At 52.8% G+C, this 26,726-nt stretch carries 18 protein-coding genes; 11 read left to right on the top strand and 7 right to left on the bottom strand.

Translation table 11 applies throughout. The features are described 5' to 3' along the window. The 3 genes from GK091_RS29045 to GK091_RS29035 all read left to right on the top strand — a co-directional run. Positions 1 to 307 (top strand): T9SS type A sorting domain-containing protein (locus GK091_RS29045; protein WP_164044256.1); only part of this gene is annotated, 307 nt, incomplete at its 5' end. A 93-nt stretch (positions 308 to 400) separates the two neighbouring features. Next, a complete protein-coding gene (locus GK091_RS29040) occupies positions 401 to 952 on the top strand; it encodes an RNA polymerase sigma factor (RefSeq protein WP_164044255.1) in 552 nt (183 codons plus the stop codon). Continuing rightward, complete coding sequence (locus tag GK091_RS29035; RefSeq protein ID WP_164044254.1) at positions 939 to 1,097, top strand: hypothetical protein; 159 nt, start codon at positions 939 to 941, stop codon at positions 1,095 to 1,097. Before GK091_RS29040 ends, GK091_RS29035 begins: the two co-directional genes overlap by 14 nt. 197 nt (positions 1,098 to 1,294) lie before the next feature. On the opposite strand, the gene GK091_RS29030 is transcribed toward GK091_RS29035, so the two are convergent. Together GK091_RS29030 and GK091_RS29025 are read right to left on the bottom strand one after the other, a co-directional pair. After that, complete coding sequence (locus GK091_RS29030) at positions 1,295 to 1,876, bottom strand: recombinase family protein (protein WP_317166376.1); 582 nt, start codon at positions 1,874 to 1,876, stop codon at positions 1,295 to 1,297. 625 nt (positions 1,877 to 2,501) lie between these two features. Beyond that, on the bottom strand, positions 2,502 to 3,824 hold the full coding sequence (locus GK091_RS29025) for an amidohydrolase family protein (RefSeq protein WP_164044253.1): 1,323 nt from the start codon (positions 3,822 to 3,824) through the stop codon (positions 2,502 to 2,504). 594 nt (positions 3,825 to 4,418) lie between these two features. On the opposite strand from GK091_RS29025, the gene GK091_RS29020 reads away from it, so the two are divergent. From GK091_RS29020 to GK091_RS28995, 6 genes are all read left to right on the top strand, one after another. Next, positions 4,419 to 5,045 carry an RNA polymerase sigma factor gene (locus GK091_RS29020; RefSeq protein ID WP_164044252.1) on the top strand — a complete coding sequence of 209 codons (627 nt, stop codon included), beginning with the start codon at positions 4,419 to 4,421 and terminating at the stop codon, positions 5,043 to 5,045. Positions 5,046 to 5,152: 107 nt separating this feature from the next. Then, positions 5,153 to 6,184 (top strand): FecR family protein, encoded by a 1,032-nt coding sequence (locus tag GK091_RS29015; RefSeq protein ID WP_164044251.1) that lies wholly within the window; start codon positions 5,153 to 5,155, stop codon positions 6,182 to 6,184. Positions 6,185 to 6,244: 60 nt separating this feature from the next. Next, positions 6,245 to 9,697, top strand: a complete 3,453-nt coding sequence (locus GK091_RS29010; protein ID WP_246202472.1) for a SusC/RagA family TonB-linked outer membrane protein — start codon at positions 6,245 to 6,247, stop codon at positions 9,695 to 9,697. 49 nt (positions 9,698 to 9,746) lie between these two features. Beyond that, positions 9,747 to 11,195: a RagB/SusD family nutrient uptake outer membrane protein gene (locus GK091_RS29005; protein ID WP_164044250.1), complete on the top strand. Its 1,449-nt coding sequence runs from the start codon at positions 9,747 to 9,749 to the stop codon at positions 11,193 to 11,195. Between the two features lie 70 nt (positions 11,196 to 11,265). Next, positions 11,266 to 11,676: a hypothetical protein gene (locus GK091_RS29000; protein ID WP_164044249.1), complete on the top strand. Its 411-nt coding sequence runs from the start codon at positions 11,266 to 11,268 to the stop codon at positions 11,674 to 11,676. 339 nt (positions 11,677 to 12,015) lie between these two features. Continuing rightward, the gene (locus tag GK091_RS28995; RefSeq protein WP_212593028.1) at positions 12,016 to 13,299 is read left to right on the top strand and encodes an alpha-L-fucosidase; all 1,284 of its coding nucleotides are present in this window, start codon (positions 12,016 to 12,018) and stop codon (positions 13,297 to 13,299) included. 262 nt (positions 13,300 to 13,561) lie between these two features. On the opposite strand, the gene GK091_RS28990 is transcribed toward GK091_RS28995, so the two are convergent. The 5 genes from GK091_RS28990 to GK091_RS28975 all read right to left on the bottom strand — a co-directional run bounded on the left by GK091_RS28990 (position 13,562) and on the right by GK091_RS28975 (position 16,890). Further along, positions 13,562 to 15,004 carry a family 43 glycosylhydrolase gene (locus tag GK091_RS28990; protein ID WP_164044248.1) on the bottom strand — a complete coding sequence of 481 codons (1,443 nt, stop codon included), beginning with the start codon at positions 15,002 to 15,004 and terminating at the stop codon, positions 13,562 to 13,564. A gap of 41 nt (positions 15,005 to 15,045) precedes the next feature. Next, positions 15,046 to 15,804 (bottom strand): acetylxylan esterase, encoded by a 759-nt coding sequence (locus GK091_RS28985; protein ID WP_164044247.1) that lies wholly within the window; start codon positions 15,802 to 15,804, stop codon positions 15,046 to 15,048. 188 nt (positions 15,805 to 15,992) lie between these two features. Beyond that, a complete protein-coding gene (locus GK091_RS28980) occupies positions 15,993 to 16,301 on the bottom strand; it encodes an RES family NAD+ phosphorylase (RefSeq protein ID WP_246202471.1) in 309 nt (102 codons plus the stop codon). Further along, the gene (locus tag GK091_RS30190) at positions 16,279 to 16,365 is read right to left on the bottom strand and encodes a hypothetical protein (RefSeq protein WP_394351908.1); all 87 of its coding nucleotides are present in this window, start codon (positions 16,363 to 16,365) and stop codon (positions 16,279 to 16,281) included. The genes GK091_RS28980 and GK091_RS30190 overlap by 23 nt, the downstream gene beginning before the upstream one ends. 96 nt (positions 16,366 to 16,461) lie before the next feature. Then, positions 16,462 to 16,890 (bottom strand): antitoxin Xre/MbcA/ParS toxin-binding domain-containing protein, encoded by a 429-nt coding sequence (locus GK091_RS28975; RefSeq protein WP_164044246.1) that lies wholly within the window; start codon positions 16,888 to 16,890, stop codon positions 16,462 to 16,464. Positions 16,891 to 17,506: 616 nt separating this feature from the next. Here GK091_RS28975 and GK091_RS28970 point away from each other — a divergent pair. Together GK091_RS28970 and GK091_RS28965 are read left to right on the top strand one after the other, a co-directional pair. After that, positions 17,507 to 21,655: a hybrid sensor histidine kinase/response regulator transcription factor gene (locus tag GK091_RS28970; RefSeq protein ID WP_164044245.1), complete on the top strand. Its 4,149-nt coding sequence runs from the start codon at positions 17,507 to 17,509 to the stop codon at positions 21,653 to 21,655. Between the two features lie 199 nt (positions 21,656 to 21,854). Then, positions 21,855 to 26,726: beta strand repeat-containing protein (locus GK091_RS28965; RefSeq protein ID WP_246202470.1), on the top strand; the 4,872-nt coding region annotated here is incomplete at its 3' end.

The following is a 26,726-nucleotide window of genomic DNA, read 5'->3' as shown; positions in this document are numbered from 1 at the left end:
CTGGCTGGCGGGATGCACCCCGGCGGCCCGGGTGGGTAGTGGCGAAGCGGGTTCGCCTTTGCAGGTCAAGGTACTGGGTAACCCCATCGAAGGTAACACCGCTGACGTGGAGATCCGTGGCGTACCGGGTCAACCGGTGCAGCTCAACGTGGTGGATTTACAGGGCAAGCCAGTCCATACGCAGCGAATCGACCAGGCGGGTGCCCTAGAGCGAGTGAGTTTGCCTCTGGGCGCTAGTACCGGGATTTTACTCTTACAAATAAGCACGCCTACCCAGTACCAGCAGGTCAAGCTGCTGACCTTCTAAGTGATTTCCTCTGGGAGCCGTCTACCCTATGGTGGACGGCTCCCAGGAGATTAGCCTAGCGACCACTGGCTGCTTCCTTAACACTCAATGACGATGAAAAAACGCATTCCGGCCGACGAACAACTCGTCCACAGTTTACAGACTACCCCGACCCACCACAGCTTTGAGACGCTCTACCAGCGGTATATTGGCAAAGTGTACCGCAAGTGCCTCTCCTTTACCAACGATGCCCAGGCTGCTCAGGATTACACCCAGGACATCTTCCTGAAAGTGTATACCAAGCTCGACTCCTTCGAGCGCCAGTCGAGCTTTTCAACTTGGCTCTACGCCATTGCCCACAACTACTGTCTGGACCAACATCGACTCGCCAAACGGCTGCCAACCGAGCCCCTATCGGCTGACTTGGTGGCGAACTTCGCGGCTTACTCCTATGAAACGGACCCGTGTCGGCTACTTGAGCGCGTATTGGATGAGCTGCCCCCGGCGGATCGTCGTTTGCTACAACTCCGGTATGAGCAGGGCTTATCGGTGGTGGCACTTGGTGCGCACTATGGGTTGTCGGAAAGCGCGGTCAAAATGCGGCTGAAACGCTCCCGGGACCGCTTACGACGCCTTTACAACAACCAGGCTGATGCAACTCGATGAATGCAATGGGAACCGGTTAGCCGCCCTCATCAGACGGCTGGCCAATTCCCGTTGCCCACGGATCGTGCTGGGGGTAGCCCCCTGGCAGGCTTCGTTGTCGGTCAACCGGTCTTGGCGAAGCGAATTCATCTCGCTGACTGGGTAAACTGACCAGCCGCTGTTGTTGGGCCAGTCGCCTTATCGGATCAAGTGGTTACGGCGGAGGCCTTTGCCGAAGCTAAGCCAGTTGAGTTAGTTATATTGATGGAAAGCCGTATCCAAGTTGGATACGGCTTTTTTGTAGTTGGGTGCCAAGCGCCGACAGCGGGTAAGACGGATTAAAGCGAAGACAGTGATCTACGTTCATCCAAGAAAAGATTGCATCCGTTTAAGCAATCGCATCACTTGCGTAGCCTGGAACTCACAGCCTCGAACGGTCCGGAATCCGGTTTGGTTGAGGTGTTCAGCAATCTGGGTATAGTTCTTCCCTGCCTTGATCATCAGTTCAGCTACTATAGTGGCTCGTCGATTGTCTGAGTTCTGCATCGCATTACGTCGAGTAGCTTCGGTTCCTTTCCGCTGCGCTTCGGCTGTCAGATTCTCTGGCCTACCCAACTGTGCACCCTGGGCAATCTTAGCCTGTAGTGCGGCCTTGGTTCGGGAGCTGATTAGTTCGCGTTCGTGCTGAGCCAGGGTAGCAAAAATGCCAATGGTCAATGTATTCGCATCGGGCATATCGACACACTGGAAGTTTACCCCTGAATCCCGCAGCGTGAATATGAACGACGCATTGCGACTCAACCGGTCGAGCTTGGCGATCACTAGCACAGCGCCTTCCTTGTTTGCCCGATCGATGGCCGCTGCCAGTTGAACGCGCTGGTTGTTCTTGCCGGATTCGACTTCGGTGTATTCGGCTACTATATCCCCTTTCACGTAGTTGGCCACTGCGTTGCCCTTCCAGTCCTAAGCCAGAATCCCCTTGTGCCTTGGTGGACACTCGATAATAAGCGACGTACCTAGCGGGTCCGGTATTGGCTACTGTTGAGGCGGTCCGCCGTGCGGTTTGTTTCTTTGCCATTGTCTTCATTCAGCTGGTAGCATCTCAGGATTAAGCGAGGTTCTCTCCGCTTTAGGTAATCAATACGGCTTGATGTTTCGTCAAAAACTAGATTCTGTGGTTGGCCGTAGACTGGCACGACATTACCAGCTTCTTGACGAACATCGTTGATTGGTGGCCACATTTGATCTGCCTCAACCCCTGATTCTACTGTGCAGTAATCCATCGTGTCGTGATTTACAGACGCCCAAATATATCCTCAATAATCCTCATTTTACAAGGCTTGGAGGGTTATCTCAGATTTGTAAACCCTCTTTGATACATTCTCATAAATCGCTCCCCGGTAAGACGAAGGAGTCTTCATCTGTCTGCTCCTCAAATGGGGCGTTTCAGGAGACTGCACTAGTATATAAACCAGAACGGCTTAAATGACCTGGTTTCTTAGTCTACATGATGAAATGAACAATGGGCCTAATCACAGTAACCTGATCACCCACTTAGTTGCCTACACCATCACCTGGAACCAGCACTAAGATTCTTTCGGCCAGCCGAAGTGTCAGCAGGTGGATGAACTAGATGGCCTTCTTTCACAATCAACTTGACGCTGAATAGCGATTGAGCAAAATTATGCTCCAAGTCCCCGCTGAAAAACACAATATCCGCTTTCTGGCCTGCCTTAATGAGGCCAACCTTGTCGGCTATACCTTGGGCTTTGGCAGCATTATAGGTTGCATAACGCAGTACATCACCGACTGGAACACCCGCTTCGTGGTAGGCTAGCAGCACATCAACCGCACCTTTACCCCGTTCTATCAAAGCAATATCACCATAGTAATCCGAACCGGCTACAATAGTAACCCCCTTCGCCACGGCCCTTCTCAGTCGATTGTGTATGGCCTTAAGAAAGTTAGTAGCGTAGTCCTCGGCTTCTTTGCCGACCATGCCAATTCCAGCCACTTTTATATCAGCTGTTTTCTTGGATACGTCCGTAGGTACTAGATAAGTGCCCCGCTGAGCCATCAGCTGTAAGGTACTGTCCGATAAGCTGTAGCCATGCTCGATGCCATCTACGCCCGCTAAAACGGCGTCTCTTGCCGACTCATCGTAGGTGGCATGAGCGGTGACTGAAAGACCCTGTTGATGAGCTCGTTCGACAATAGCTTTGATCTCCTCAGGGGCTAGTACGCGCTTGTCGTTGTTCATGCAGACCTTGATGACGTTGACCCCCCTTTGGATGTGTTCTTCCACAGCCGCTTTCGCATCGACGGCTCCTTTAACCACCCGGTATTCCTGGTCAATTAAAAAACTGTCCGCGGCAGCAGGTTTGTAAAATTGACCACCAGGAGGGCTGATGATTGGGCCTGAGACATACATGGTAGGACCGATTGTGCGCTCATGGGCTAACCTCTTCTGCAATTGTAGATCTAAATATTGTCCCGAGTTGCCCAAGTCACGAACCGTGGTGATACCGGCTTCTAGGTTAAGTTTAGCGAACACTAGTCCTTGTCGAACGCGTTCATTAGCTGGCACCTTCGAGGCCATTTCCAGGCCATCTTTCCGTTGCTTTTGGTGGATCAACAGATGGGTATGCATATCCATTAGACCGGGCGTTGCTGTACATTGGCCAAGATTGATCACCTTGGTATTTACTGGTTTAGTTAGGTTTGGTCCAACTGCTTGGATGATGCCATTGACGACCAGAATCTGTTGATTAGTCAGAAACGTTTTATGCTCAGCATCATAGAGCTTACCGACTTTGAACAACCATTTTTGGGAGGGTTGGGCCCAAAGAGAAACCGAGAGCAAAACTAGGAGTGTAGTCAAGATATGGCGCATGGAGGGAGGGGTTAGTAGTACGAGAGATACTTATACGTTTAATTAAGTTGCTTGGAGGTACCTATCACAATGAATTTGCACAATCTTATTGTATTGCCAGGTACTAGGCAAAGCCTAATACACGAACGGTATTTTGCTTCTACAAAAGGAATTTGTGTAGATAATGAGCTATTAATCAAGAGAGCCAACCTGATAGCAAGTGTTCTACTTACACTCAATAATAAGATTATATCTTCGATCTCATTAAAGGCACCTTACTTTGCCGAAAGAGTATTCATATATCTGCATCTTAAATAAGGCCTTTCTGGAAATGCTAAGTTAATCAGAAACCTTAGGTAGGCATTCAGAGAACTAATCTCTACGGTCGGTCAGATCACTTGATTACCTTTTATACGCCACCCTCTTCATTCCGCTGGACTCCTATGTTCGTCCCACTATCTCTGCGAGCCCATTAGTATTCTAACTATATCTAGGTATTTATCACTAGATATTTAGTAGCTTCGTCGTAACCAGTAGAAACGGCCTTCTGCAAACTACCTGTCCAATAGGCAACAAGCCGTTCCTGCAATTCAGATCTTCGGAACCGACAAACGAATGGAGACCTCGAATGAACGTGAGTTATGGCAGCAGTTTCAGGCTGGTGACGAACAGGCCTTTTCGACTATCTATTCAACCTACTTCTCGATCCTGTATCAATATGGCTATCACATTGCTCAGGACGAAGCGTTGGTAAAGGATTGCATTCAAACCTTATTTATTGAAATTTGGCGAAGCCGCCGAAATCTGGCGACGGATGTCTCTATTAAATTTTACCTGCTCAAAGCGATGCGTCGGCACGTATACCGGACTATTCGCCTGCAAGCCTCTTTTGTCTCTGCAACAGCTCTAGATGAAACGAACCCGGTTACCCAGTCGTTCTCGCATGAATTTGAACTAATTGCACAGGAAACCACCCAGCAGCGGCAAGCGCTATTGCAGCAAGCGATCCATCAACTAACGAACCGCCAGCGAGAGGCCATTACGTTGCTGTACATCAACGAGCTATCCTACGCCGAGATAGCCGGGATCATGACGCTCAAAACCCGCAGTGTGTACAATCTGATCCATGAGGCACTAGAGAAATTACGCAGTCAATTAAACCCCTCCAACTTCACTTGGCTCGTGTTCGTTTTGTTTAGTCTAGTTGATCACGTCCAACGTATTCCGGGGGTTGAGCAGTAATTAGTTAAAAAATTCTTTATAAAACCGGTAAAACCAACGCAAAGCTGCCATTGCCCTTTTGAAACCAGAAACGTTAGGCTGTAGTCCATTGATTCCAGCGAGCAGGCATGCATCAGTACGATCATTTTTCGGCGGAGGAGCTGGCGGCCCATCCCGATTTTATTGACTGGGTAAAACATCCCGACTCCGCAAACGCGGCTGTTTGGAAAGCCTGGCTGCATCAGCGCCCCCATAAAGTCGACGATGTTCGGCTTGCCCGACAGTTTGTAATGATGTGGCAGTTGCCTTACATCGTCCCACCGGCTGACGCACAGGCAACGGTCTGGGCGGCTATTCAGGCCCAAAAAGACAAGCCAGCTCGTACTTACCCGGTTCGTCAGCATCGTTCAGCCCCCGCTCCAGGACGCCGGCTAGGTATCACGGTCGCGTTGAGTAGCCTGTTGCTGCTGGCAGTGGGACTGGTCATGTACCGGCTGAATATAAGCATGACCGAATACAGCGGGACAGCAGATGCCCCCCGGACGATAACGTTGTCCGATGGGTCGACGGTCGTGCTGAATACCGGCGCGTCGGTTCGGTTTGCCCGGCGCTGGTCGGCCGACGAACCCCGGACGGTGTGGCTGACGGGCAAGGCGCAATTTTCGGTTACCCATCAGTTGAACAACCAGCGATTCATCGTAGAGACGCCTAATCAGCTACGGGTTGAAGTACTGGGCACGGTCTTCACCGTTGATGAGCAAGTGCGACAGACGCGCGTCGTGCTCAATAGCGGGCGCGTCCGGCTGCACGTCGCCAGTCAGTCGAATCCCATCAATATGGTACCGGGTGAACTGGTTGATATACCCGCGAATACGAAGCAATCCATTGTTCGTCGGCGGGTCGAGCCAGCCGTGTACAGCGCCTGGACAACGCGACAGTTTATTTTCGATAACACGACACTGGGTGAAATGACCGATCTGCTGACGCAGGACCTCGGCTACCGGATCGAGTTCGCCGATTCTACGCTACGTAATCGCCGGATGACCATCCATCTGCCCACCCGTGACCCCGACATAATACTAGCTGCCATTGCCGAAGCCAACGACCTCACGGTATCCACACTCTCCCCAAAACACATCCGTATTACACCGAAACTATAAACTGGGCCACCAATTTCTACCAACCAACTTACCCCCATAACTTCCCCAACCACCCGTACTATGATGAACGATTTACCCGCTTACCGACCCCTGGCGACCGGTCTGTTACTGACCCTGCTGGGCTGTCAGTTACTAAACGCGCAACATACTGACTCTCAACTACTGGCAACGACTCGACAAAGTCAGTCTGTTTATCATACTAAAACCACTCGCTCTACCCGCGACGCTCTTGCTGAACTGGAACGGCGCTACGGTGTAACGATTGGTTATGCCGCCACCACACTCGATAACCGACCCACGCCGTCGGACGAGTGGATGCAGGCGAAAGATCTGAAAACCGCGTTGAATTGCTTGCTCACCCCGCAGAACCTGATCGTCAAACAGGTCAAAAAAGGCGTATTCATCGTAAAATCGGTCAAGCAGGCTGGACTCGAAACACTATCTTCAGCACCAACACCGATCAGTTTCCAATCGGAGCTGACCAATGCCGGACAGGCGGTTGCCGTGACGGTACGGGGTCGGGTAACGGGCGAGGACGGACAGGGAATTCCGGGCGTCAGCATCCTGCTGAAAGGTACCAACACCGGCACCGTTACCAATACCGACGGTGACTATTCGCTGACCGTTCCCGACGCAAACGGCACGCTGGTCTTTTCGTTTATCGGTTACACCACCCAGGAAGTGCCGGTCAGCAACCGTGCATCGATCAACGTAACGTTGAAAAACGACATCCAGCAACTGGGCGAAGTCGTAGTCGTCGGGTATGGTACGCAGGAAAAGAAAGACGTGACTGGAGCCATCTCCGCCGTGAAAGGAGCTGACATTCAAAATCTGCCGTCGGGTGGGGCGCAGCAGGCGTTACAGGGCCGGGCGGCTGGTGTCAACGTCGTGCGGAACGGGGGTGCACCGGGCAATGCGGGCTCTATTCGTATACGGGGACTAGGCACGGTCAACAACGCCGACCCGCTGATCGTCATCGACGGGGTGCCAGCCGGTAGCATGAATGACGTCAACCCCAACGATATTGAGAGTATCGACGTCCTGAAAGATGCGTCGGCCTCCGCGATCTACGGGACGCGGGCCGCCAACGGTGTTGTCCTGATCACGACCAAACGCGGCCGGTTCGACGATAAACTTCGGTTCACCGTCAACGGCTACACAGGCGTATCAAACCGCATCAAAACACTACCCGTACTCGACGCGCCCACACTGGCAGCGATCAAACGAGAAGCGTATACCAACGACGCACTGACGGTTCCATCGATCTGGCAGGATGCACAATACCAGACCCAGCAAACCAACTGGCAGGATCAGATTCTGCGGCAGGGCACGACGCAAAACCTCGACGTAGCCCTGCGCGGGGGTGGCAAATACTCATCGTTTGCCATTTCGGGCGGGTATTACAATGAAATGGGCATCATCGGCAACTCGTACTACAAACGCTACACGTTCCGCATTAACTCCGATCACAAGATCACTGAACGGCTCAAAATCGGGCAGAACCTTCAGTTTACCAACACCCACGACAATGCGCCGAATACACTTTCGGCGCAGGACGGGCTGCTCTGGAGCGCGATCCGGTTTCACCCCGGCCTGCCCGTAATGAACGCCGACGGCACCTACAGCACCACGCAGGGCAAAGGCGCGTTTGGCGACATCAACAACCCGCAGTACACCATCGACACGCAGGATAAAGACAACGCCCGTAATCGGCTGCTGGGCAGCGTGACGGGTGAGTTCGAGATCGTGAAAGGACTCAAAGCCCGCGCCAATCTCGCCCTCGACGCGACCTTTACCAACACGCGTGAATTTGGCGTCAAAATCATCGATCAGTACCGCACCAATCAGTATAACCAGCTGACGCTCACCAACGACAAGTACTGGGCGTTTTTGCAGGAATACTTTCTGTCGTACGATAAATCGTTTGGTCAGCACACGGTCGGGCTGGTGGGCGGTTACACCTCGCAGACATTCAACGACCTGTATTCGGGAACGCGGGGCCGAGAATTCGCCAGTGAAGACGCCGACCTGCGGTACATGCGCTACGCCGGTTCGATTGTCGCCATTGGCAACGGGCAGGACGGGGGCCGCAGCTACGACGCGCTGCAATCGGTGTTCGGCCGGGGCACCTACGCGTACAAAGATCGCTACCTGCTGACGGCTACCTTCCGCGCCGATGGCTCGTCGAAATTCGCACCGGGCAACAAATGGGGCTACTTCCCCGCCTTCTCGCTGGGCTGGCGCATCTCCGACGAACCCTTTTTCAAGAACGCCCTGTCGACCGTCAGCAACCTGAAACTAACCGGCGGCTGGGGTCAGCTGGGTAATCAGAACATCAGTTCGCTGCAATATCTGGCGCTCATCAACTCGAACTACCGCTACTCATTCGGCGATCAGAACACGTCGGGTTCGGCGCAGGGACGGTTGGCCAACGCGAATATCGGCTGGGAAACGGCTGAGATGAGCAACTTCGGACTCGACGCGGGCTTCCTGCAAAACCGGATTCAGGCGTCGATCAACTACTTTATCAAAGATACGAAGAACATGCTGCTGTCGCCCCCGTCGCTGGGCACGCTGGGCCGGGCCTCCATTCCCGATCAGAACGTAGGGCAGCTTCGTAACCAGGGTCTTGAACTGGAACTGAGCTATCAGCAGAAAGTCGGCGACCTAACCCTGTCGGTCAGCGGCAACGCGACGTTCATCAAGAACCGGATCACCAAGCTCCTAACGCCGGGCAGCTTCCTGGGGTCGCAGACCTACGGGCGTACCGATCAGGAAATTACCCGCAGCTACGAAGGCTACGCGTACGGCACGTTCTATGGCTGGCGGACCAACGGCCTCTATCAGACGCAGGGCGAGATCGACGCCGACCCGGCATTGGCCAATGACCCACGCCGGGCTCAGGGCCTGATTCACCCCGGCGACGTACGCTTCCAGGATTTGAACGGCGACGGCGTGATCGACAACAACGACCGTACGATTCTGGGCAGTCCTCAACCGAAAGTTACGTACGGCCTGAACACGGGCCTGACGTACAAGGGCTTCGACCTGACGCTGTTTTTCCTCGGACAAGGTGGCGTCGACATTTACAACGCCGACCGAATGCAGGGGCTCGACGCCAGCTACTCGTTTAACCTCTACGCCAACGAAGCCAATCGCTGGACGGGTCCGAACACAAGCAACAGCATCCCGCGCGTCAGCATCAACAACTCGAACCGCAACTTTCGCACCTCCGACCTGTTCATTGAGCGGGGCGACTTTCTACGGCTGAAAAACCTGACCCTAGGCTATACGCTGCCCAAACCGCTGATGAGCCGGCTCGGCCTGTTGCAGGCGCGTGTGTACGTGACGGGACAGAATGTGTTTACGTTCACGAAGTACTCCGGCCTGAACCCCGAACTGGGCTTTGCCGACGGCGACCGGTCGCAGGGGCAGTACGCGCAGCAAAACGTCGACTACGCACAGTACCCGCAGGCTCGTACGTTCACGCTGGGCGCGACACTGGCTTTTTAAATCCACCGAATTCTGTCTGAAACGACACTTTAACATGGCATTTCTTCCGATGAAACATATACCTGTACTAGCCAGTATGCTGCTTATTATGAGCCTGACCGGCTGCCAGAAAAACCTGCTCGAATCGACGCCCTACGGCCTGACAGCATCGAACAAGTTCTGGCGTAATGGCGACGACGTCGTCTCGGCGACCAACGCGATTTACGCGCCCCTGCTCGATGAAGACGGTTTCGCCCATACCGAATATACTTTCGACAACTGCTCCGACGACATGAACCGGGCGGGCGACCATCCTGATGAAACATCGCTTGAGCTGTTCACCTTCGATCCAACCAACACCCACATTCTAAACACTTGGTCGACGAAGTACGAAGTGATTTCCCGCGCCAACGCCGTGCTGATCAATGCGCCGAAGGTGACGATGGACGAGAGCATCCGCAACCGCAGCCTGGGCGAAGCGTACTTTCTGCGCGGCTTCGTCTACTGGCGACTGGCGGTTATCTACGGTGAAGTGCCTATCCTTCTCGAAGCCGACGTACAGGCGGGCAATTTCAACAAAGCCAAGTCGTCGTTGGCCGAGGTGCAGGCGCAGGCCGAGTCTGATTTTCAGAAAGCAGCGAGTCTGCTACCGGTATCGTATGGGGGCAGCGACGTGGGCCGAGCCACGCAGGGAGCCGCCAATGGGTTTCTGACCAAGCTGTATGTATACCAGTCGCAGTGGGCCAAAGCAATTGCCACCGGAACCAAAGTGATTGGTAACACCGCCTATCAACTGGCCCCGAGCTTTGACCAGAACTTTCAACTCGACACAGAAAATAACTCAGAAATCCTGTTCTCGCTGCAATACAAATCGGGCTGGACGACTGATGATTCACCAGCCTACTACCATACCGTAGGTTCGTGGGGCGGCTGGGGTTTTCACGAACCCATCGCCGACCTTGTCAACGAGTTTGAAACGGGCGACCCGCGCCGGGCCTATACCGTGCTGGTTGATGGTGATAAAGTTGACCGGAAAGCGAACGGTATCAGTACCTTCACCCCCGATCTGACGCGTGTAACGGGCCACGCCTTCCGCAAGTACACTGGTTTCACTGACGCGGGCGACATGGATCAGGGACTCAATGCACCGTGGCTGCGTACATCGGATGTCTACCTGCTGGTTGCTGAAGCCAAAATCCGGTCGGGGCAAAGTGGCGATACGGAACTGAATGCCGTACGGAAGCGGGTGGGTCTGAAAGCGAAAACGGGTGCGACTATGACCGACATTATGCACGAACGCCGAGTCGAGCTGGCGGGTGAAAACGAACGGCATCAGGACCTCATGCGCTGGGACAAAGCTGGCCTGATCGACATCGTGGCGCATTACAAAAAAGATCGTGGCCCCTACAAACCCAGCCGTACGTTCGTCAAGCCCAAGCACTATTATTTCCCTCTACCCCAGCGCGAAATCGACCTGAGCAATGGGGTGCTGAGACAGAATCAGTACTACGTAAATTAACAGGCGGGTGGTGTTAGGCCGGACTAGTGCTCCCGCACTGACACCACTAAACCATATCTAAAGTCTGTAAATGCCCTACTCATTCCTCCTTTTTACACTGCTGCTGGTGGGTTGTCAATCAAAGCTCCGCGTAACGGAGGCTGACCTAAAAGGAGTCTGGAAGACAGATTCCATCTACCGCTATGCCAATGGTTTTACGGAACGGAAAGCCGTACAAAACGATGCCGAGAACATTATCTACGACTACAACGGTACAGGTACGATGACCATGCGGAAGGAAAACGAAGCGCGACCCGTTCGCTACCAGATTATCAATGGCGATTCGTTACAGTACATCGGCAAAACCGGTACTGTATTGAGCAGTTTTCGCATTCTGGCGTTCGAACCCGGCCAATTAGTCCTTCGCAAAATGCAGGAACCGCTGTTTTCAGGTAAGAACCAGCTCGTCTACGAAATTCGCCGATTTTCGCTTACCAGGTAATTAAGTAAATGATAGCGCCGAATCGGTGCCAAATCAAGCTGGTATTTCATTCACCATCATGCCTTAGCCAACAACTAATGATGATGTATACAGGTGTGCCCGGCAGGCAACAAAGTGATAACACTACGTTTAAGTCAAATCGTTAAAGGCCATCCTCATATGAATTTAAAACAAATACTAACTCAACTAAAAACGCACCTTGGATTAGGCGCAGTAGTCTGCGTTTCAATGGCGGCTACAGCTGTTGCACAACCAGCGCCGGTTCCCGTTGGGCCTGTGCCCAATGCCAGACAAATTGACTAGTACCACCGGGAAATGATTGCTTTTTTTCATTTCGGGATGAACACGTTTGCAGAGGTTAATGAAGGCGACGGTTCAGCAAGTCCGCAATTATTTAATCCTACGGCGTTAAACTGTAATCAGTGGACAAGTGTACTGAAGAGCGCCGGTATTTCGACCGCTATCTTCGTTGCTAAACATGCTGATGGCTTTTGCAACTGGCCTACCGCCTATACAAATCATTCGGTAAAAAATAGTCCCTGGAAAAATAGTAAGGGTGATGTTGTACGGGAGTTTGCCAATGCCTGCCAGAACTTGGGCATAAAAGCAGGCATCTATTTGGGGGCCCACGACCGACATGATTCACGGTACGGCACACCTGATTACAGCACTTATTACGCCAATCAATTATCGGAATTACTGCGTAACTATGGACCCATCTGGGAAATATGGTGGGATGGTGCCGGTGCTGATCAAATCACATCTACTTTTTATGATCGCTGGGCGGATACGGTCCGCACACTGCAACCCAACTGCGTTGTTTTTGGTACCAAAAACTCATACCGCTACGCCAACTGCCGCTGGATGGGTAACGAATCCGGCTTATCCGGCGATCCATGCTGGTTAACAATCAATCCGGTTTCGATTCGGGAAGAAGAAGCCCACATTGCCCAACTAAACCACGGAGAGGTGGATGGCACCGCTTATGTACCGGCTGAGGTTGATGTGTCAATTCGTCCCAGTTGGTTTTATCATAAGGAAGAGGATGCGCGGGTAAAAAGTGTGGCCGATTTGTGGGATTTTTATTTTAACTCGGTTGGTCATAACAGCGTACTGCTATTGAATTTTCCACCTGATAAGCGTGGGCTGATTTCGGCTATCGTTTCGGCGAGGGCGGCTGGATTACAACAGTTAATTAAGGCTACATTCAAAACCAATCTGGCAACCGATGCCGTCGTCAAATCACTCCATCCACGGGGGGGTGATTACAAACCGACTAATATGGTCGATAACAGCGAAAGCACTTATTACGCAACGAGTGATAATGCTGTTACGGACACGATAACCTTCAATCTGGGTAAAAAGAAAACATTTGACGTATTGATGTTGCAGGAGGTTATTGAACTGGGCCATCGTACCACGGGTTGGTCAGTCGATTATTCATCGGAAGGAAAAAACTGGGTATCCATTCCAGAGGCAACCGGAAAGCAGTCCATTGGCTATAAATGGCTAATTAAATTAAAGCCTGTAACTGCATCAAGCGTTAGGGTGCGAATTGATTCTGGCAAGGCTGGTTTAGCCATTCATACATTTGGTCTATATAAACAGCCGTCATGGCCATAACGATTTGTTAAAATAGGCTTTAGATGAGTAGCTTACAGCACACCGGCTTTTCAGGGTGAATTTATGGCAGCACTGACCGTCGTTAATGCGCCCATCCGGGAGCTTATCAATGGCAGAGTTTGATCAATCAAACTCTGCCGTCGTTACCTATTCTTAGTAAACGCTCCTTACAAGCGTTACCAAATACTCAGCAACGAACAGAATGATGAAGTGAGTAACACAATAGGCCATTCTCACAGCATCAGCCGTGTGATGAATATCCTTATTGAGCCCTGAAATTCCACTTCGAATTATCGCTGTTAAAATCAAATTCTGCCAAGGTCGGTGTGCTGTCTCCGGAAGATACTAGCACTAACTTCTTTCCTGAATTCAGTACGATCTTGGGCATTATTCGGTAGGTGCCATCCGTCAATTGATCGATTCGCCATAACTGTTCGGGTGCGCCGGTAAATGCTGGTACGGTGAGTACTTCGGCATCGGTAGTGGCCGCTAAGGCCCGATCGGTTCCGGCAAGGACAATTTTATAATAGGGCCCACCTAAATAGCCGGTCGAATCAGGCGCATCGGTAATCGTCCAATGTTGATGGGGACGGGACATGTAGTCGCCTATTCTTAAATTAATATTCCCGGTTGGCCAGTTTTTAAGTACATCGTCTAATTGCTGAGCCGGAACGGGCTTTATGGGGTCATTGTTGGGCTGACCAAAACCCCGGGATCCAATAGCCATTCGGGTAAAATCAACGGCCAATTCTAAGCTATAGCCCCGTCGTACCGATTCAATCTCATACGTGCCTTCTTTAAACTTTTCTCCTCCAACAGGCCAGCCATCTTTCCAAACCACCGGTAGGATGCCCAATACGCTTCGCCCACTCTGCTCTAAATCAGCTTCATAATGGATGGACATTTTTTCAACGCCTTTCTCTAACATGATGTGTCCAAAATGCCCGGGGCCAATTAATCCTCCGCGGGTCGCCACCACCAGTTTACCACCCCCTTCTAACATGCTTCTGCCGACATTATCCAGATAAGGACCGGTTATTTTTTTTGAACGACCCACCACGACATTGTAGGTAGAGTTGGCCCCATCGCAACAACTGCCATGGGTGGCCAACAGGTAGTACCAACCGTCGCGATAGACGACTGTGCTGGCTTCACAGACGATGGCTACATCCACGGGTTTATTTCCGGCCTTGAGTTTTCCTGTTTTAGGATCTAATTCGATCAGGCGAGTGAAGCCAAAATAGGTGCCATAGGTTAGCCAAAGGCGTCCGGTAGTGGGATCTAACATTAGACCGGGGTCAATGGCGTCGTTCTCTTCAAAGCCATCCGACGTTGCCACCACAACCGGTTCAGAATACTTAAAATCAGGGGCCTTTGGGTCTAGTGTCTTGTTCCACATGGTCAGGATAGCGCCTTTGTGGTTGGGTGAACCACCGGTTGCTCCATAGACGACCAGGTAACGATCCCCTATTTTGAGGACATCAGGAGCCGCTCCACCACCCGGTCTCACCCCGCCACCATGCCATGTCCAGCCATCTTCGGATATTAATCCGCCACCGCCTGTGCCGAAGGTGTAATACTTGCCGTCACATTCGGTGATGGTTGAGGGATCATGGATAAAGGGTCTTCCGATCTGGGCTAGTACGATCTGTGTTATCAATAAAACTAGTGAAGTAGTCAGGCCGGTTACGTTCATTCGATTCATGTACTAATTTGTTTTAATCCGCTTAAACAGACGACTCCTTATTATTCGTAACGAATACTGAGATTTTTTACGGGCGATCCGTTTTCATCTAAAAAACGAACACAGAAATTAGCCATGCCCGGTCCGTTTATGACGGCCCCACGGATAATGTTTCTTCCCTTTTTAAGCGTTAAACGGGCAGAAGTGCCATTATCGGCAATCATATCCCGGTCACCGGACAGCATCAAGGCTTCCTGACCATTCAACCACCACATGCTGCCGGAATTACATCCGGCAGCCATCCTGACGTTATTGATTTCTTCCGGGCAATCGATGACCGTGACCAGCCAGACCAGTATGCCGAATTTTGGCTTATTGATGGCGTAGGTAAACTGGTATAAATTGAGGTTGAACGTCTTGCTGTCCAACGCATACCACTTCAGGTCCTGGTTTCTCACGTTTACCGTTTGGCCATTTTTGGGAACTATGGTGTATTCGCTGGAAAAATTATCGGCAGAAAAGGTTGTTCTGAGATAGTTATCCGTGAATATGTTATTCCTGACAATATCTTTCTTTACCGGTTCCAACACCAGCCAACGTTGAATAAAGCCCTTGGCATCCGGTGCTTTTTTTGCTGCCGAGGCCAATATAAAGTGTTTGGATAGGGTATGGGTTGTATCGCCTTTTATCGGTATAGGAGGTAGGGGTAGTCTTTGTCCCAAACCCGGTCCTTGGGCAAAGGCGGTAAGGCCACTTAGTTGTGAGGCTGATAAAATGACAAAAGCTATAACCGGCAACAAGGGTTTGCGTTTTCTGTTCATAGCAGATTTCCGGAGTCAGGATCCGTGTTTCTACAGGAAGCGTAGTTTAGACAAACCTACTCAAAGAAGCGGTGGTGACTTACCTATGTTGCCTGATTATACTACTCTCAACCCAGCAGGTTTAAATACATGTAGGAATCTCCTAAAAGGCTCCCTCTTGAGACGAAGGGAATAGCTGTTGCCTTGGCCTACTTCGACCACAGGCGGGGATCAATCACTAAAGGCTTCTCGTCAATGATCCGTATGAAGCCATAGATACTATGGGCTGGATGCAGTAAGTAGTTGATCCCGGATGGCATCACCGAGGAGGGTACACCCAAGGCCAACACATCCGGCTTGGCGAGCCAATCAGCGAGAAGATGCTGACTATGGGTGTAGGTGTTCTCCTGCCAGTAAGGCGGTAGGTCAACTGCGTCCACTACCCGCTGGCTATCCTGGGGTAACTCCAGGCTGAACAACCGGTAGGCGGGTAGCTCATCGTAGGGTACTTGTGGCATATGTACCAGGATCTACTAAAGCTAAAGCAGGATGCTCAGCTGTATAGAGGATACCAACACCCAATGGATTCCAACGGCCTCAATTGAGCCACGTACCGGTAACATCCAGGGGACGGTCGACATACTTCTGCCGCACCACGCGATAGACGATGGCCGTAGCTTATCCGAAGATACCATGGTCAATGCGGCCCAGCACCCGGTCGACTAACGTATAGCCCGTGACGGTATCCAAGGCCTGTAAGGGGGTTTGGTAGTCCAACTCCCGTAAGGGTGAGTGTAGCCAGCTAAGGACGGTTTGGCTACGTTCCTCAAAGGTATCTAGAGCGTGCAGGAGCAGGTTCTCTAGCAGCAGCCGCCGCTCGGAGGCATCCTGACTGATACGCTGGTCAACCTTCAGCCTGTGCAGGTAAGAAGCGGATAAGCCTAAGGACGCTGCCAATTCCTTATCGGTTAAGCCCACCAAACTGGCCACGCGGTCGGCCTCGACGCGCAGCACGCCTTGTCGACTGCGGGCGATGATTTCCTGCTCAGTCAGGAGCCGTGGCTGCAGGGTTGGACTGAGCGCTATAACAGGCAATGCAAGGGCCATAGGAATGAAGTTTTCGATCAAGGTAACTACAAAAGTGCACTCCATCAAGTTCATCATTCTGCCATTATGTCTTCTTTGTGTTTAGCCTAATCTACTAAACTGATTGAGTACCATGATATAGGTCTTTGTTAGAACGATACAAGTGTGTAGATATGTGCCACAAAACGGGCGTTTCACGGAACATATGTCTTGTCATATAAATTGCTTACTATCAGAACGTTCACGTTGAGTTGTCCTGGGGGAATTTTAAGTCAGAATTAGTAGAGACGGTTCAATTATCGCCTTGCCAGATGCTCATCATTAGCTTTTCAACTATATCAGCCGAGGGGGATGCATTATAACGTGCGCCGTTTGCTCCCAGGCATAGACTGCCGTTCCCTGATTGATGTCGACAATCGGGCCTCTGATGCAGACGGTCGTCGACGCGGCAAGTTTATCAAACTGTTTAGGTAAGCTCTCAAAACTAACGTGTCAGTACAAAAATGTGATGTTGAGTTTAGTTTGAAATCTGACAATTTATCTACCTGGCATTGACTTGTCAGTGTATATAAAATTGCTACAAATTGGCTCAAATGAGCGAACTTACAGGCTGATTTAGTTCGCATTATTAGTCAACTTGAAAGCGGTAAGCTTTATCCTCGGAATACTACTCGGCCTTTGTTGGGTGACTAAAGCCCAGCAATTTGCCGCTTCTGTGCAGCACTATGGCCCTGAAAACGGCTTGTCGCATCGGGAAATAAACGCCATTTTACAGGACCGGCGGGGCTTTATGTGGTTCGGTACCAGGTTTGGTCTAAACCGATTCGATGGGCTGAAATTTACCACCTACACCAAAGAGCGTAATGGGCTCGATTTCGATGAAATAGAGGCTATTGCCGAGGATGCCGATGGTCTTTTGTGGCTCATGGGCCCAAATACTGAAGGGAAAAGGCAGATAACCCTATTCAATCCATTAACAGGCACGGCAGTTTCATTCGAAGAGAAGTTCAAGAAGCGTTCCCTGACAAGCTCCCAGATTTACGGACAGCGCATGTTTGGCAGTCCTGATGGCACGATCTTCCTCGCTAATTACCAGCCGGCTACCCTAGTGTCTTACCACCCCAGATCGGGTCTACATTACGTTCCCCTCGCTCGCTATAAAAATCTGGTTATTCATCATGTTACCGCCCGTAACACCGTCTGGGCCATCGCTGATGGCAATCAACTGGTCGAACTAACCGCTGATGGACGTGTTCTCCATACCTTCCGACATGATGTAGGCACCATCTCCGTCGACTTAGGCACGCCACATGCGGGCACCGAGTTTTTCTATACGGCCTACCGTTCGGACACCGATCTACAGGGAGTACTCTATAGGGTAGATACGTTGGGGAATCGACGCCAACTACCGGCTTCATTGCGGCAAGATAGAACCGCGTTTTTCTCCCCGATTTATTACGCGTTTGATCGTAGCGGAATGATTTGGACAGGCACCCAATTGCGGAGTGTTACCAAAGGAATCCTATTGGATTTGAAGGAGCAACTGGCAGGCCAGTCGATTGATAATCGCTGTTTCTTCGCCGACAGAAACGGCTGGATGTGGTTAGGGACCAGTTTTGGCGCCTACCAGGTTAAGGTAACTGAAAACTACTTTCACCGCTTCTTTTACGAGCCAACCACTATCCAGGAAAAGGCGGCATCCATTCGGGGTATCTCCGTTATTGGGGATAAGCTATACGCTAACCTGGAAAAAAAGGGCTTGTTTAGCTGCGATCTATCGGGTGAGTTAGTCAGAAAGCTATTGGTAAGCGGCATTTCGTATGGCTTAACCAATAGTCAGCCTGGAAAACTAAAAATAGGCCAGATCGATTTAGTCACGTATGACATTCGAACCGATTCGCAAACGCTCTCTCCATTGCCCAATGGCGGATCGATCTGGACAATGTCCCCGTTTAGTAACCAGCACTTTCTGGCGGGTGGAATAGTAGGTCTCTGGCTTGTCGAGACAAAAACGGGACAGGTTTTGCCGTTTACCCGCTATAACCAGTTTCCCGAACTAGCTAAGTCGCATGTGCTCTATATCGGTGCCGATCGACAGGGCACCCTTTGGATCTGTGCGACTACGGGTTTATACACGGTTGATCCATCAAGGGGCATCACAGCTCGTTACTGGAGTGGAGGCAAGGGGCACTTTCGGCTGCCTGCCGACAGTTATCAGCATTTTTACCAGGATTCCCAAGGCCTGTTTTGGCTGGCAACGGCTAATGCGGGGCTCATTCGGTGGAACCGCCAGCAAAACACCTACCGGCAATTCAGGCGTACCGATGGGTTATCCAACGACAATATTTACGCCGTCTATGCCGATCGACGGGGCCATCTGTGGCTGAGTAGTGACTACGGTATTATGCAGTTTGATCCGGTCCGAATGACAACCCGGTCTTACACGGTTCAGGATGGCATTACTCACAATGAATTCAACCGTATTGCTCATGTTCAGGCCCCGAACGGCCAGCTTTATTTCGGCGGTCTGAACGGCATAACCGCATTTAATCCACCCGATTTTGAACGCGAGAAACCTCCGATCACCCTTCCGCTGCAAATCGTCTCGTTTCGCCAGTTTGATAATGCGCTGGATAAACTGGTTGACAAAACCGAAGAAGTGGTAAAAAGTAACCGGATTAGTCTACAGCCCGGTGACCGGACGAGTGTGCTGGACTTTGCGCTGCTCAATTACGCCGATGCCCAAAAAAACGTGTACGCTTACCAGTTTAAGGGACTGGACAAGGAGTGGACGTATCAGACTGAGCCCTCCATCCGGTTGAGTAATTTACCCTACGGTGAGTATCAATTATTGATAAAAGGACAGGCGGCCGATGGTCAGATGTCATCGGCGAACCTGACCATCCAGGTCATCGTACAACGCCCGTTTTATCTGCGCAACTGGTTTCTCATGCTCATGCTGTTTTTGCTGATCGGCTCGGTATGGGGATGGGGCCGGTGGCGAGCCTGGAGGCACCAGCAGGAACAGGCCCGGTTACAGACCCAGATCAAAGAGGCCACTGAGCTCATTGCGCAGCAGGCACAGGACCTACTGCGGCTCGACGAAACCAAGTCACGTCTTTTTGCGAACATCTCGCATGAATTTCGGACACCCCTCACCGTCATTCTGGGCATGGCAGCCAGCCTGAACCAAAAGTTCGACCCCGAATTGCGACAGATGGCCAGCCTTATTGAGCGTAATGGCAGCAACTTACTACGGCTGATCAACCAGATACTAGACCTCTCCAAACTCGAAGCCGGGGAGATGGCCATTCACCTCGAACGGGCCGATCTGGTCAACTTCGTGGGCTACGTCGGGGAGTCCTTCCATGCCATCGCTCAGGCGAAGGGTGTACACCTACAGTTTCAGTCGAAGGAAGCGCACTGCGAAGCGGACTTCAACAAAGATAAACTCCAGGATATTTTAGCGAACCTGCTGGTCAATGCCCTGAGATTTACCCCTACGGGTGGTCAGGTGATCTACAGGGTTGCCGTTCAGAACCGTTGGCATTCGCTTACTGCGGCAGGATACCACGAGGAGCTCACTCCGACTAGTCACCTCGATCAGCCGTGGATTCAGATCACGGTGAGCGATACCGGACCCGGCATTGAGCCAGTCAGTCTGCCGAGGATCTTTGATCGTTTTTATCAGCGGGAGAATCCGCAGAACGCATCGGGCGGAGGTACCGGCATTGGCCTCTCATTAGTACGGGAATTGGTGGGGCTTATGCAGGGTGGTCTAGCCGTTCGTAATCGGCCTGGCATGGATGGGCATGGACAGGAAGAAACCGGCCAACTCTGGTCGAACAATTCGGGGCAGGCCCTTTACAGCCGGGGAGCTGAGTTTGTCGTCAGTTTACCCCTTACCCGTCGGGCACCCCTGGCGGAAGGGCAAGTTTCCGCTCCGTCATCTATACATCCAGCCCAACCTCAGTGGGGCGAACCCACGCTGGACGTGACCAGTGAGCGGCCCGTAGTGTTGCCCGTAGTGTTACTGGTGGAAGACAATGAGGACGTAGCCACGTATATTCAGATTTGTCTGCGGGGTGAGTACCAAGTGATTCGAGCCGAAAATGGGCAGGTCGGCATTGACCAGGCGCTGGCGACTAGTCCGGACCTGATTCTGAGTGATGTGATGATGCCCCTCAAAGATGGCTTTGCGCTCTGCGACACCCTGAAGCATGACGAACGGACCAGCCACATTCCCATTGTGCTGCTGACGGCCAGAGCCGAGGTACGTGACCGAATCGCGGGGTTACGCCGGGGGGCAGATGCCTACTTGGTCAAGCCTTTCTCGCCCGAGGAGTTGATGATCGTGTTAAGTAACCAGCTACAGATCCGGCGCTTGTTGCAGCGCTATTATAGTCAACTAGCCCTGGGCGTTGCCGAGCCGATTCCAAACGATGCGCCTGAGACGGGGGAAGACCAGTTCCTGCTCAGGCTACGCAGCAACGTACTGCCGCATCTGGATAACCCGGCGCTGGATATTGAGATGATCTGCACGATGATGGGGACGAGTCGCAACTCACTGCACCGCAAGATGACCGCGCTGACGGGGCTGTCGATGAACCGATATCTGCGAACACTGCGCCTACAAAAAGCCAAAGACCTACTCCTCTTACCTGACCTGACCATTACCCAGGTCGCCGATGCGGTAGGCTTCCAGGACCCCAGTTACTTCGGCCGGGTCTTTGCAGAAGAATTCGGCCTCTCGCCCAGTCAGTACCGCGATGTAAACAAAAAATAATCGCTTTCACCCCCGGTTGGGACAATTCTCCGAGTTTTTGGGTGAAATCTCCGACTCACTTGCTGACAAAACGCCTAATCTTGCCCCAGCGATAAATGGGGCATTTTGATTCGTACGTCCTGTACATCCGCCGGTTTTTCTAGCTGTCCGCTCGGTCCGTTGACCGGGGTTGGCTTCTACCGATCTTTCTACCTAGTCTATGCAAACACGATTACTTCCTTCTGGTTTTGCGCTTTGGCCAGATCGCTCTCTTTACTACATCCTACTGCTGATGCTCGTTAGTATCAGCTCCGTTTTAGCCCAAACGAGTACCATCCGCTACGTTAAAGCGGGCGGTACGGGCAACGGCAGCTCCTGGGCCAGTGCCAGCGGCAATTTGCAGGCCATGATCAATGCCAGTGCCGCGGGCGACCAGGTGTGGGTGGCAGCCGGTACGTACAAACCCACGTCCACCACAAGCCGAACCGCCAGTTTCGCGATGCGGCCTGACCTGGCCATCTACGGTGGTTTTATGGGCAATGAAACGTCCCTCGGCGCCAGACCAACGATAAACCCCATCACGGGTAACCCCTCCAGCACCACCCTCAGCGGGGATATCGGTACGGTAGGCGATAACTCAGATAATAGTTACCACGTCATCGCTAATTTTAATTTTCTAACGACCACCGCTATTCTGGATGGGTTTGTGATTACGGGCGGTAATGCCAATCTGTCTAGTTCAGATAACTCTACGAACAGTGGTGGGGGTATGCGCAACTTTACCAGCTTTCAGGGTGAACACACGAACCCCCTAATTCGAAACTGTTCCTTTGTAGCCAATTCGGCGTTGTCTTCAGGCGGGGCAGTCTATAACGGTGCCGTTGGGTGTGCCAGCGATGGCAGCCCTACGCTGATTAACTGCTTCTTTCAAGGAAATTCGGCCAAGCAAGGCGGGGCAATGGCCAATAGTGGGTCAGCGAACGCTGATTGTGGTGGCCGAAGCAACCCTACGCTGATTAACTGCTTCTTTCAAGGAAATTCGGCCAGATTTGGTGGGGCGATGTTCAATAGCGGGTTTGGTGGTAATTTTAATGCTGGTTTGGGCCAAAGCAATCCTACGCTGACCAACTGTTCGTTTGTGGCCAATTCGGCAATTGATGATTACGGTATAGGCGGGGCAATGTATAACGTTGGGACGAGCAAAGGCCGAAGCAACCCTACGCTGACCAACTGCTCCTTCCTGAATAATACGGCTACCTACCAGGGTGGGGCTATAGCCAACGATGGGAGTGATGGCGTGTGCAGCCCCACGCTGACCAACTGCTCCTTTCAAGGCAATACAGCTTCCTACCAGGGCTGGGCCATGTTCAATACGTCCAACACGACGACTGGCGAATGCATACCCAGCATGTTCAACTGTGTGGTATTTGGCAATGGGGGCCCCAAAACGTTCTACAATATAGAAGTTTATCCACAGGTCTATTCCTCGTTGGTCGAGGCCTCGGTAACGGGCTGGTTAGGGATGAATTATCGCAATAACCTGACGACAACGGTCTCGCCCTTTGCTGGTACGAACACCACCCAGTTACGGGCCAACTCGCCCGCCCTCAACGCTGGGGATGGCAGTGTCGACGCTGGCGCAACGGACTTAGCGGGTAATCCCCGTATTGTGGGCTGCAAGATAGACATGGGCGCCTTTGAATTTCAGTATACCTTCCTGCCAATTGCCATTAATGCCCAACCCGCCAGTAGTTCGGTGGTCTGTGCGGGTACTGCTGTCTCGGTGCCGGTAAGTGTAAGTGGTACGGTCTCGGGCTACCAGTGGTACAAAGACAGCTTTGCCAACCCCGTGGCCGGCCAAACCTCGGCCACGCTCACCCTGAACAATCCACAGCCTGGCAATGCAGGCAGTTATTCGCTAGTGGTGACCAGCAACTGCAACTCACTCACCTCTACAGCCTTCAACCTGACGGTCAATAAATCGACGGTCAGCATCAGCCCCAGTTCAGCGACGGTCTGTCAAGGGCAGTCGGCCTTACTGACTGCCAGCGGGGCCAGCTCCGGTGAGACGCTCTCCTACACCTGGAGCAACACCACCACGGGCAACACCCTAACGGCGACCACCACCGGCACTTACTCCGTAACGGGTGTAGATGGCAATGGTTGTTCAGCAGCAGCCTCCGCTCAGGTGACCGTGTACAGACCACCTGTCAGCATCAGTCCCGGCTCGGTCAGCATCTGTGAGGGGCAGTCCGTAACCTTAACCGCCAGTGGAGCCAGTGCCTATACCTGGAGTGACAACACCACGGGCAACACGCTGACGGCGACCACCACCGGCACCTACGCCGTGACGGGGGTGGATGGCAGGGGCTGCTCCAACACCGCTACGGCCAGTGTAACGGTCAATAACGTACCTACTGTTAGCATCAGCGCCAGCCCGTCAGCCACCATTACTCAGGGCAGCTCCGTTACCCTGACGGCGGTAGCCACCGGGGCTACTGTCGTCACCTGGGTAACGGGCAGCACCAATAACTCGATCGTGGTCAGCCCCACCACCACTACGCCCTACTCGGTAACGGCCCGGAACGCAGCGGGCTGTACCGCCAGTGCCAGCCTGACTATTACTGTTCTGCTTCCCACGTGCAACCCGATCCAATATGTAACCCAGCAGGGGGCGGGACTACGCGACGGCAGCAGTTGGAGCAACGCGTTAGGCGCCAGTCAGCTCCAGCTCGCTATCAATACGGCGGCCGACTGCGGGGGTAACAGGCAGGTATGGGTTGCCGCCGGGGTATACAAACCGACGAACAGTAGTGACCGCAATGCCAGCTTTTCCATGCGAAACGGGGTAGCTATCTACGGTGGTTTTGCGGGCACCGAAACAGCCCTGATCGATCGCCCGGCCATCAATCCCGTCACAGGACAGCCCGCCAGCACCACCCTCAGTGGGGATATTGGCAGCCTGGGCACCACCAGCGACAACAGTTTTCGGGTCATCAGCAATCCGGCCAGTCTGAGCCTGACCACCACAGCGGTGCTGGATGGGTTTGTTATTACGGGCGGAGCGGGTGGTACCTTGGGGGGCGGGATGTTCAACGATGCCAGCAGCCCCGCCATTCGCAACTGTAGCTTTGTGGCGAATTCAGTTTTGGTTACGAGCGGTTCTACCAGCCGGGGCGGGGCCATCTACAACGGCAACGGCAGCAGCCCACAGCTGACCAACTGTCGGTTTGAGGGCAATTCGGTTTCGGGTTCGAACGGGAGCGCTAGCTACGGTGGCGCGATCAGTAACTTTACCAACAGTAGCCCGCTCCTTCTCAACTGCAATTTCCTGACTAACTCGGTGTCGGGAAGTGCCAGTAACTTCGGCGGGGCGATGGCCAACAATGTCAACAGCAACCCGCAGCTGATTAATTGTAGCTTTATCTCGAACTCGGCCGTGGGCGGTACTACTACCCGGGGCGGAGCCATCAATAACGGCAGCAGCAGCCCTCAGCTAATCAACTGTAGTTTTCTGAGCAATTCGGTTTCGGGAGCATCCACTAACCTGGGCGGAGCAATCGCCAACGGCAACAATAGCGTACAACTCACGAATTGTGTGTTGTTTAACAATGGTGGAAGCAATACCTTCTATAACGTGAGCAACGCGTCCGTCACGGCGAGCTACAGTTTGTTCGATGACACCGTAACGAGCTACATTAATGGGCCTGCTAACCTGACCACCACCGTTTCGCCCTTTGTGAGCGTTACCGATACGCGGCTCAACGGCTGTAGCCCGGCCATCAATGCGGGCGATAACGGAGCCAATACGTCTACTAGTGATCTGGACGGCAACCCGCGTGTTTACCAGAACGGCCGCATCGACATGGGGGCCTATGAGTACCAGGGGGCTGCGGGCGTCGCCATCACTAACCCTACCGTGAACACGGCGACGGTGGGTATAGCCTTCAACCAGGCCTTCACCGCTTCTGGCGGTACTGGTCCCTACAGTTATAGTCTGGCCAGCGGGAGTCTGCCGACGGGGTTGAATTTGACCAGCGCGGGTATGCTGAGCGGCACACCTACCCAAAGCGGTAGTTTTACGCTCACCGTGCTGGGCCGGGATGCCACCGGCTGTTCGGGGGCGGGTGCGGCCTACATGCTGACGGTAACAGATGCCAACCCGACGCTAACCGGCTTGACGGCCAGTCCGGGCACGGTTTGCGCGGGCAATGTGGCGACGTTCACCGCGACGGTGGGAAACCTCACGGGCAGCTATAACTACACACTCACCAACGGACTCAGTGCTCCTCTAACGGGCAGTTCTAGCGGTAGTGCCTTTAGCCAATCCGTCACCGCTAGCGGTACGGGCACCCAGAGTTTTACGCTGACGGTGAGCGCCAACGGCCAGACCGCATCCAGCGAAACGGCTCTGACGGTGAATCCTCTACCGGTGGCCAGCCTGACCAACAACGGGCCGCTAACGTGTGCTCAGTCTAGCGTCACGCTGACGGCGGGTGGGGCGGCCGGCGTTCCGGGCAACTCGTATACCTTTGCCAGTGGCAGCGGAGTGTTGGGCACACCGGGACCGGTCAACTCGGTGGTGGTCAGTACTGCGGGTACCTATTCGGTGACGGTCGCTTCGGCCAGTGGTTGCATAAGCAGCACCAGTACGAGTGTTACCGCCGACCAACAGGTTCCTTCAGTCAGCATCACACCCAGTTCGGCGACGTTGAGCTGCGCTAGTCCAACCGTGAGTTTGACGGCGGTGGGCAGTGGGTCGGTGCGCTGGAACACAGGCGAGACGACACCTGTCATCACGGTGCGTGTAGCCGGTATCTATTCGGTGACGGTCCTCTCGGCCAACGGCTGTTCGTCGATGGCCAGCGTAAGTGTGAGCCAGGACAACGCGGCTCCGGTGGCGAGTCTGGTGAGCAGCGGCAGTCTAACCTGTTCGGTAACCAGCGTAACTTTAACGGCCAATCCGGACGGACAACGCTATGTCTTCAGTAGTGGGGCGAGTCAGATCGGTAACACGAATCAGGCGGTCGTAACGGCATCGGGTACCTATTCGGTGACGGTCCTCTCGGCCAATGGCTGTTCGTCGGTGGCT

Source organism: Spirosoma agri (assembly GCF_010747415.1).
GTDB classification, from domain to species: domain Bacteria; phylum Bacteroidota; class Bacteroidia; order Cytophagales; family Spirosomataceae; genus Spirosoma; species Spirosoma agri.
This window is presented reverse-complemented; position numbering and strand designations above follow the sequence as displayed.

Coding starts and splice junctions, on each gene's coding strand:
- GK091_RS29040 (WP_164044255.1), top strand. CDS start 401: ATGAAAAAACGCATTCCGGCCGACGAACAACTCGTCCACAGTTTACAG.
- GK091_RS29035 (WP_164044254.1), top strand. CDS start 939: ATGCAACTCGATGAATGCAATGGGAACCGGTTAGCCGCCCTCATCAGA.
- GK091_RS29025 (WP_164044253.1), bottom strand. CDS start 3,824: ATGCGCCATATCTTGACTACACTCCTAGTTTTGCTCTCGGTTTCTCTT.
- GK091_RS29020 (WP_164044252.1), top strand. CDS start 4,419: ATGGAGACCTCGAATGAACGTGAGTTATGGCAGCAGTTTCAGGCTGGT.
- GK091_RS29015 (WP_164044251.1), top strand. CDS start 5,153: ATGCATCAGTACGATCATTTTTCGGCGGAGGAGCTGGCGGCCCATCCC.
- GK091_RS29010 (WP_246202472.1), top strand. CDS start 6,245: ATGATGAACGATTTACCCGCTTACCGACCCCTGGCGACCGGTCTGTTA.
- GK091_RS29005 (WP_164044250.1), top strand. CDS start 9,747: ATGAAACATATACCTGTACTAGCCAGTATGCTGCTTATTATGAGCCTG.
- GK091_RS29000 (WP_164044249.1), top strand. CDS start 11,266: ATGCCCTACTCATTCCTCCTTTTTACACTGCTGCTGGTGGGTTGTCAA.
- GK091_RS28995 (WP_212593028.1), top strand. CDS start 12,016: ATGAACACGTTTGCAGAGGTTAATGAAGGCGACGGTTCAGCAAGTCCG.
- GK091_RS28990 (WP_164044248.1), bottom strand. CDS start 15,004: ATGAATCGAATGAACGTAACCGGCCTGACTACTTCACTAGTTTTATTG.
- GK091_RS28985 (WP_164044247.1), bottom strand. CDS start 15,804: ATGAACAGAAAACGCAAACCCTTGTTGCCGGTTATAGCTTTTGTCATT.
- GK091_RS28980 (WP_246202471.1), bottom strand. CDS start 16,301: ATGCCACAAGTACCCTACGATGAGCTACCCGCCTACCGGTTGTTCAGC.
- GK091_RS28975 (WP_164044246.1), bottom strand. CDS start 16,890: ATGGCCCTTGCATTGCCTGTTATAGCGCTCAGTCCAACCCTGCAGCCA.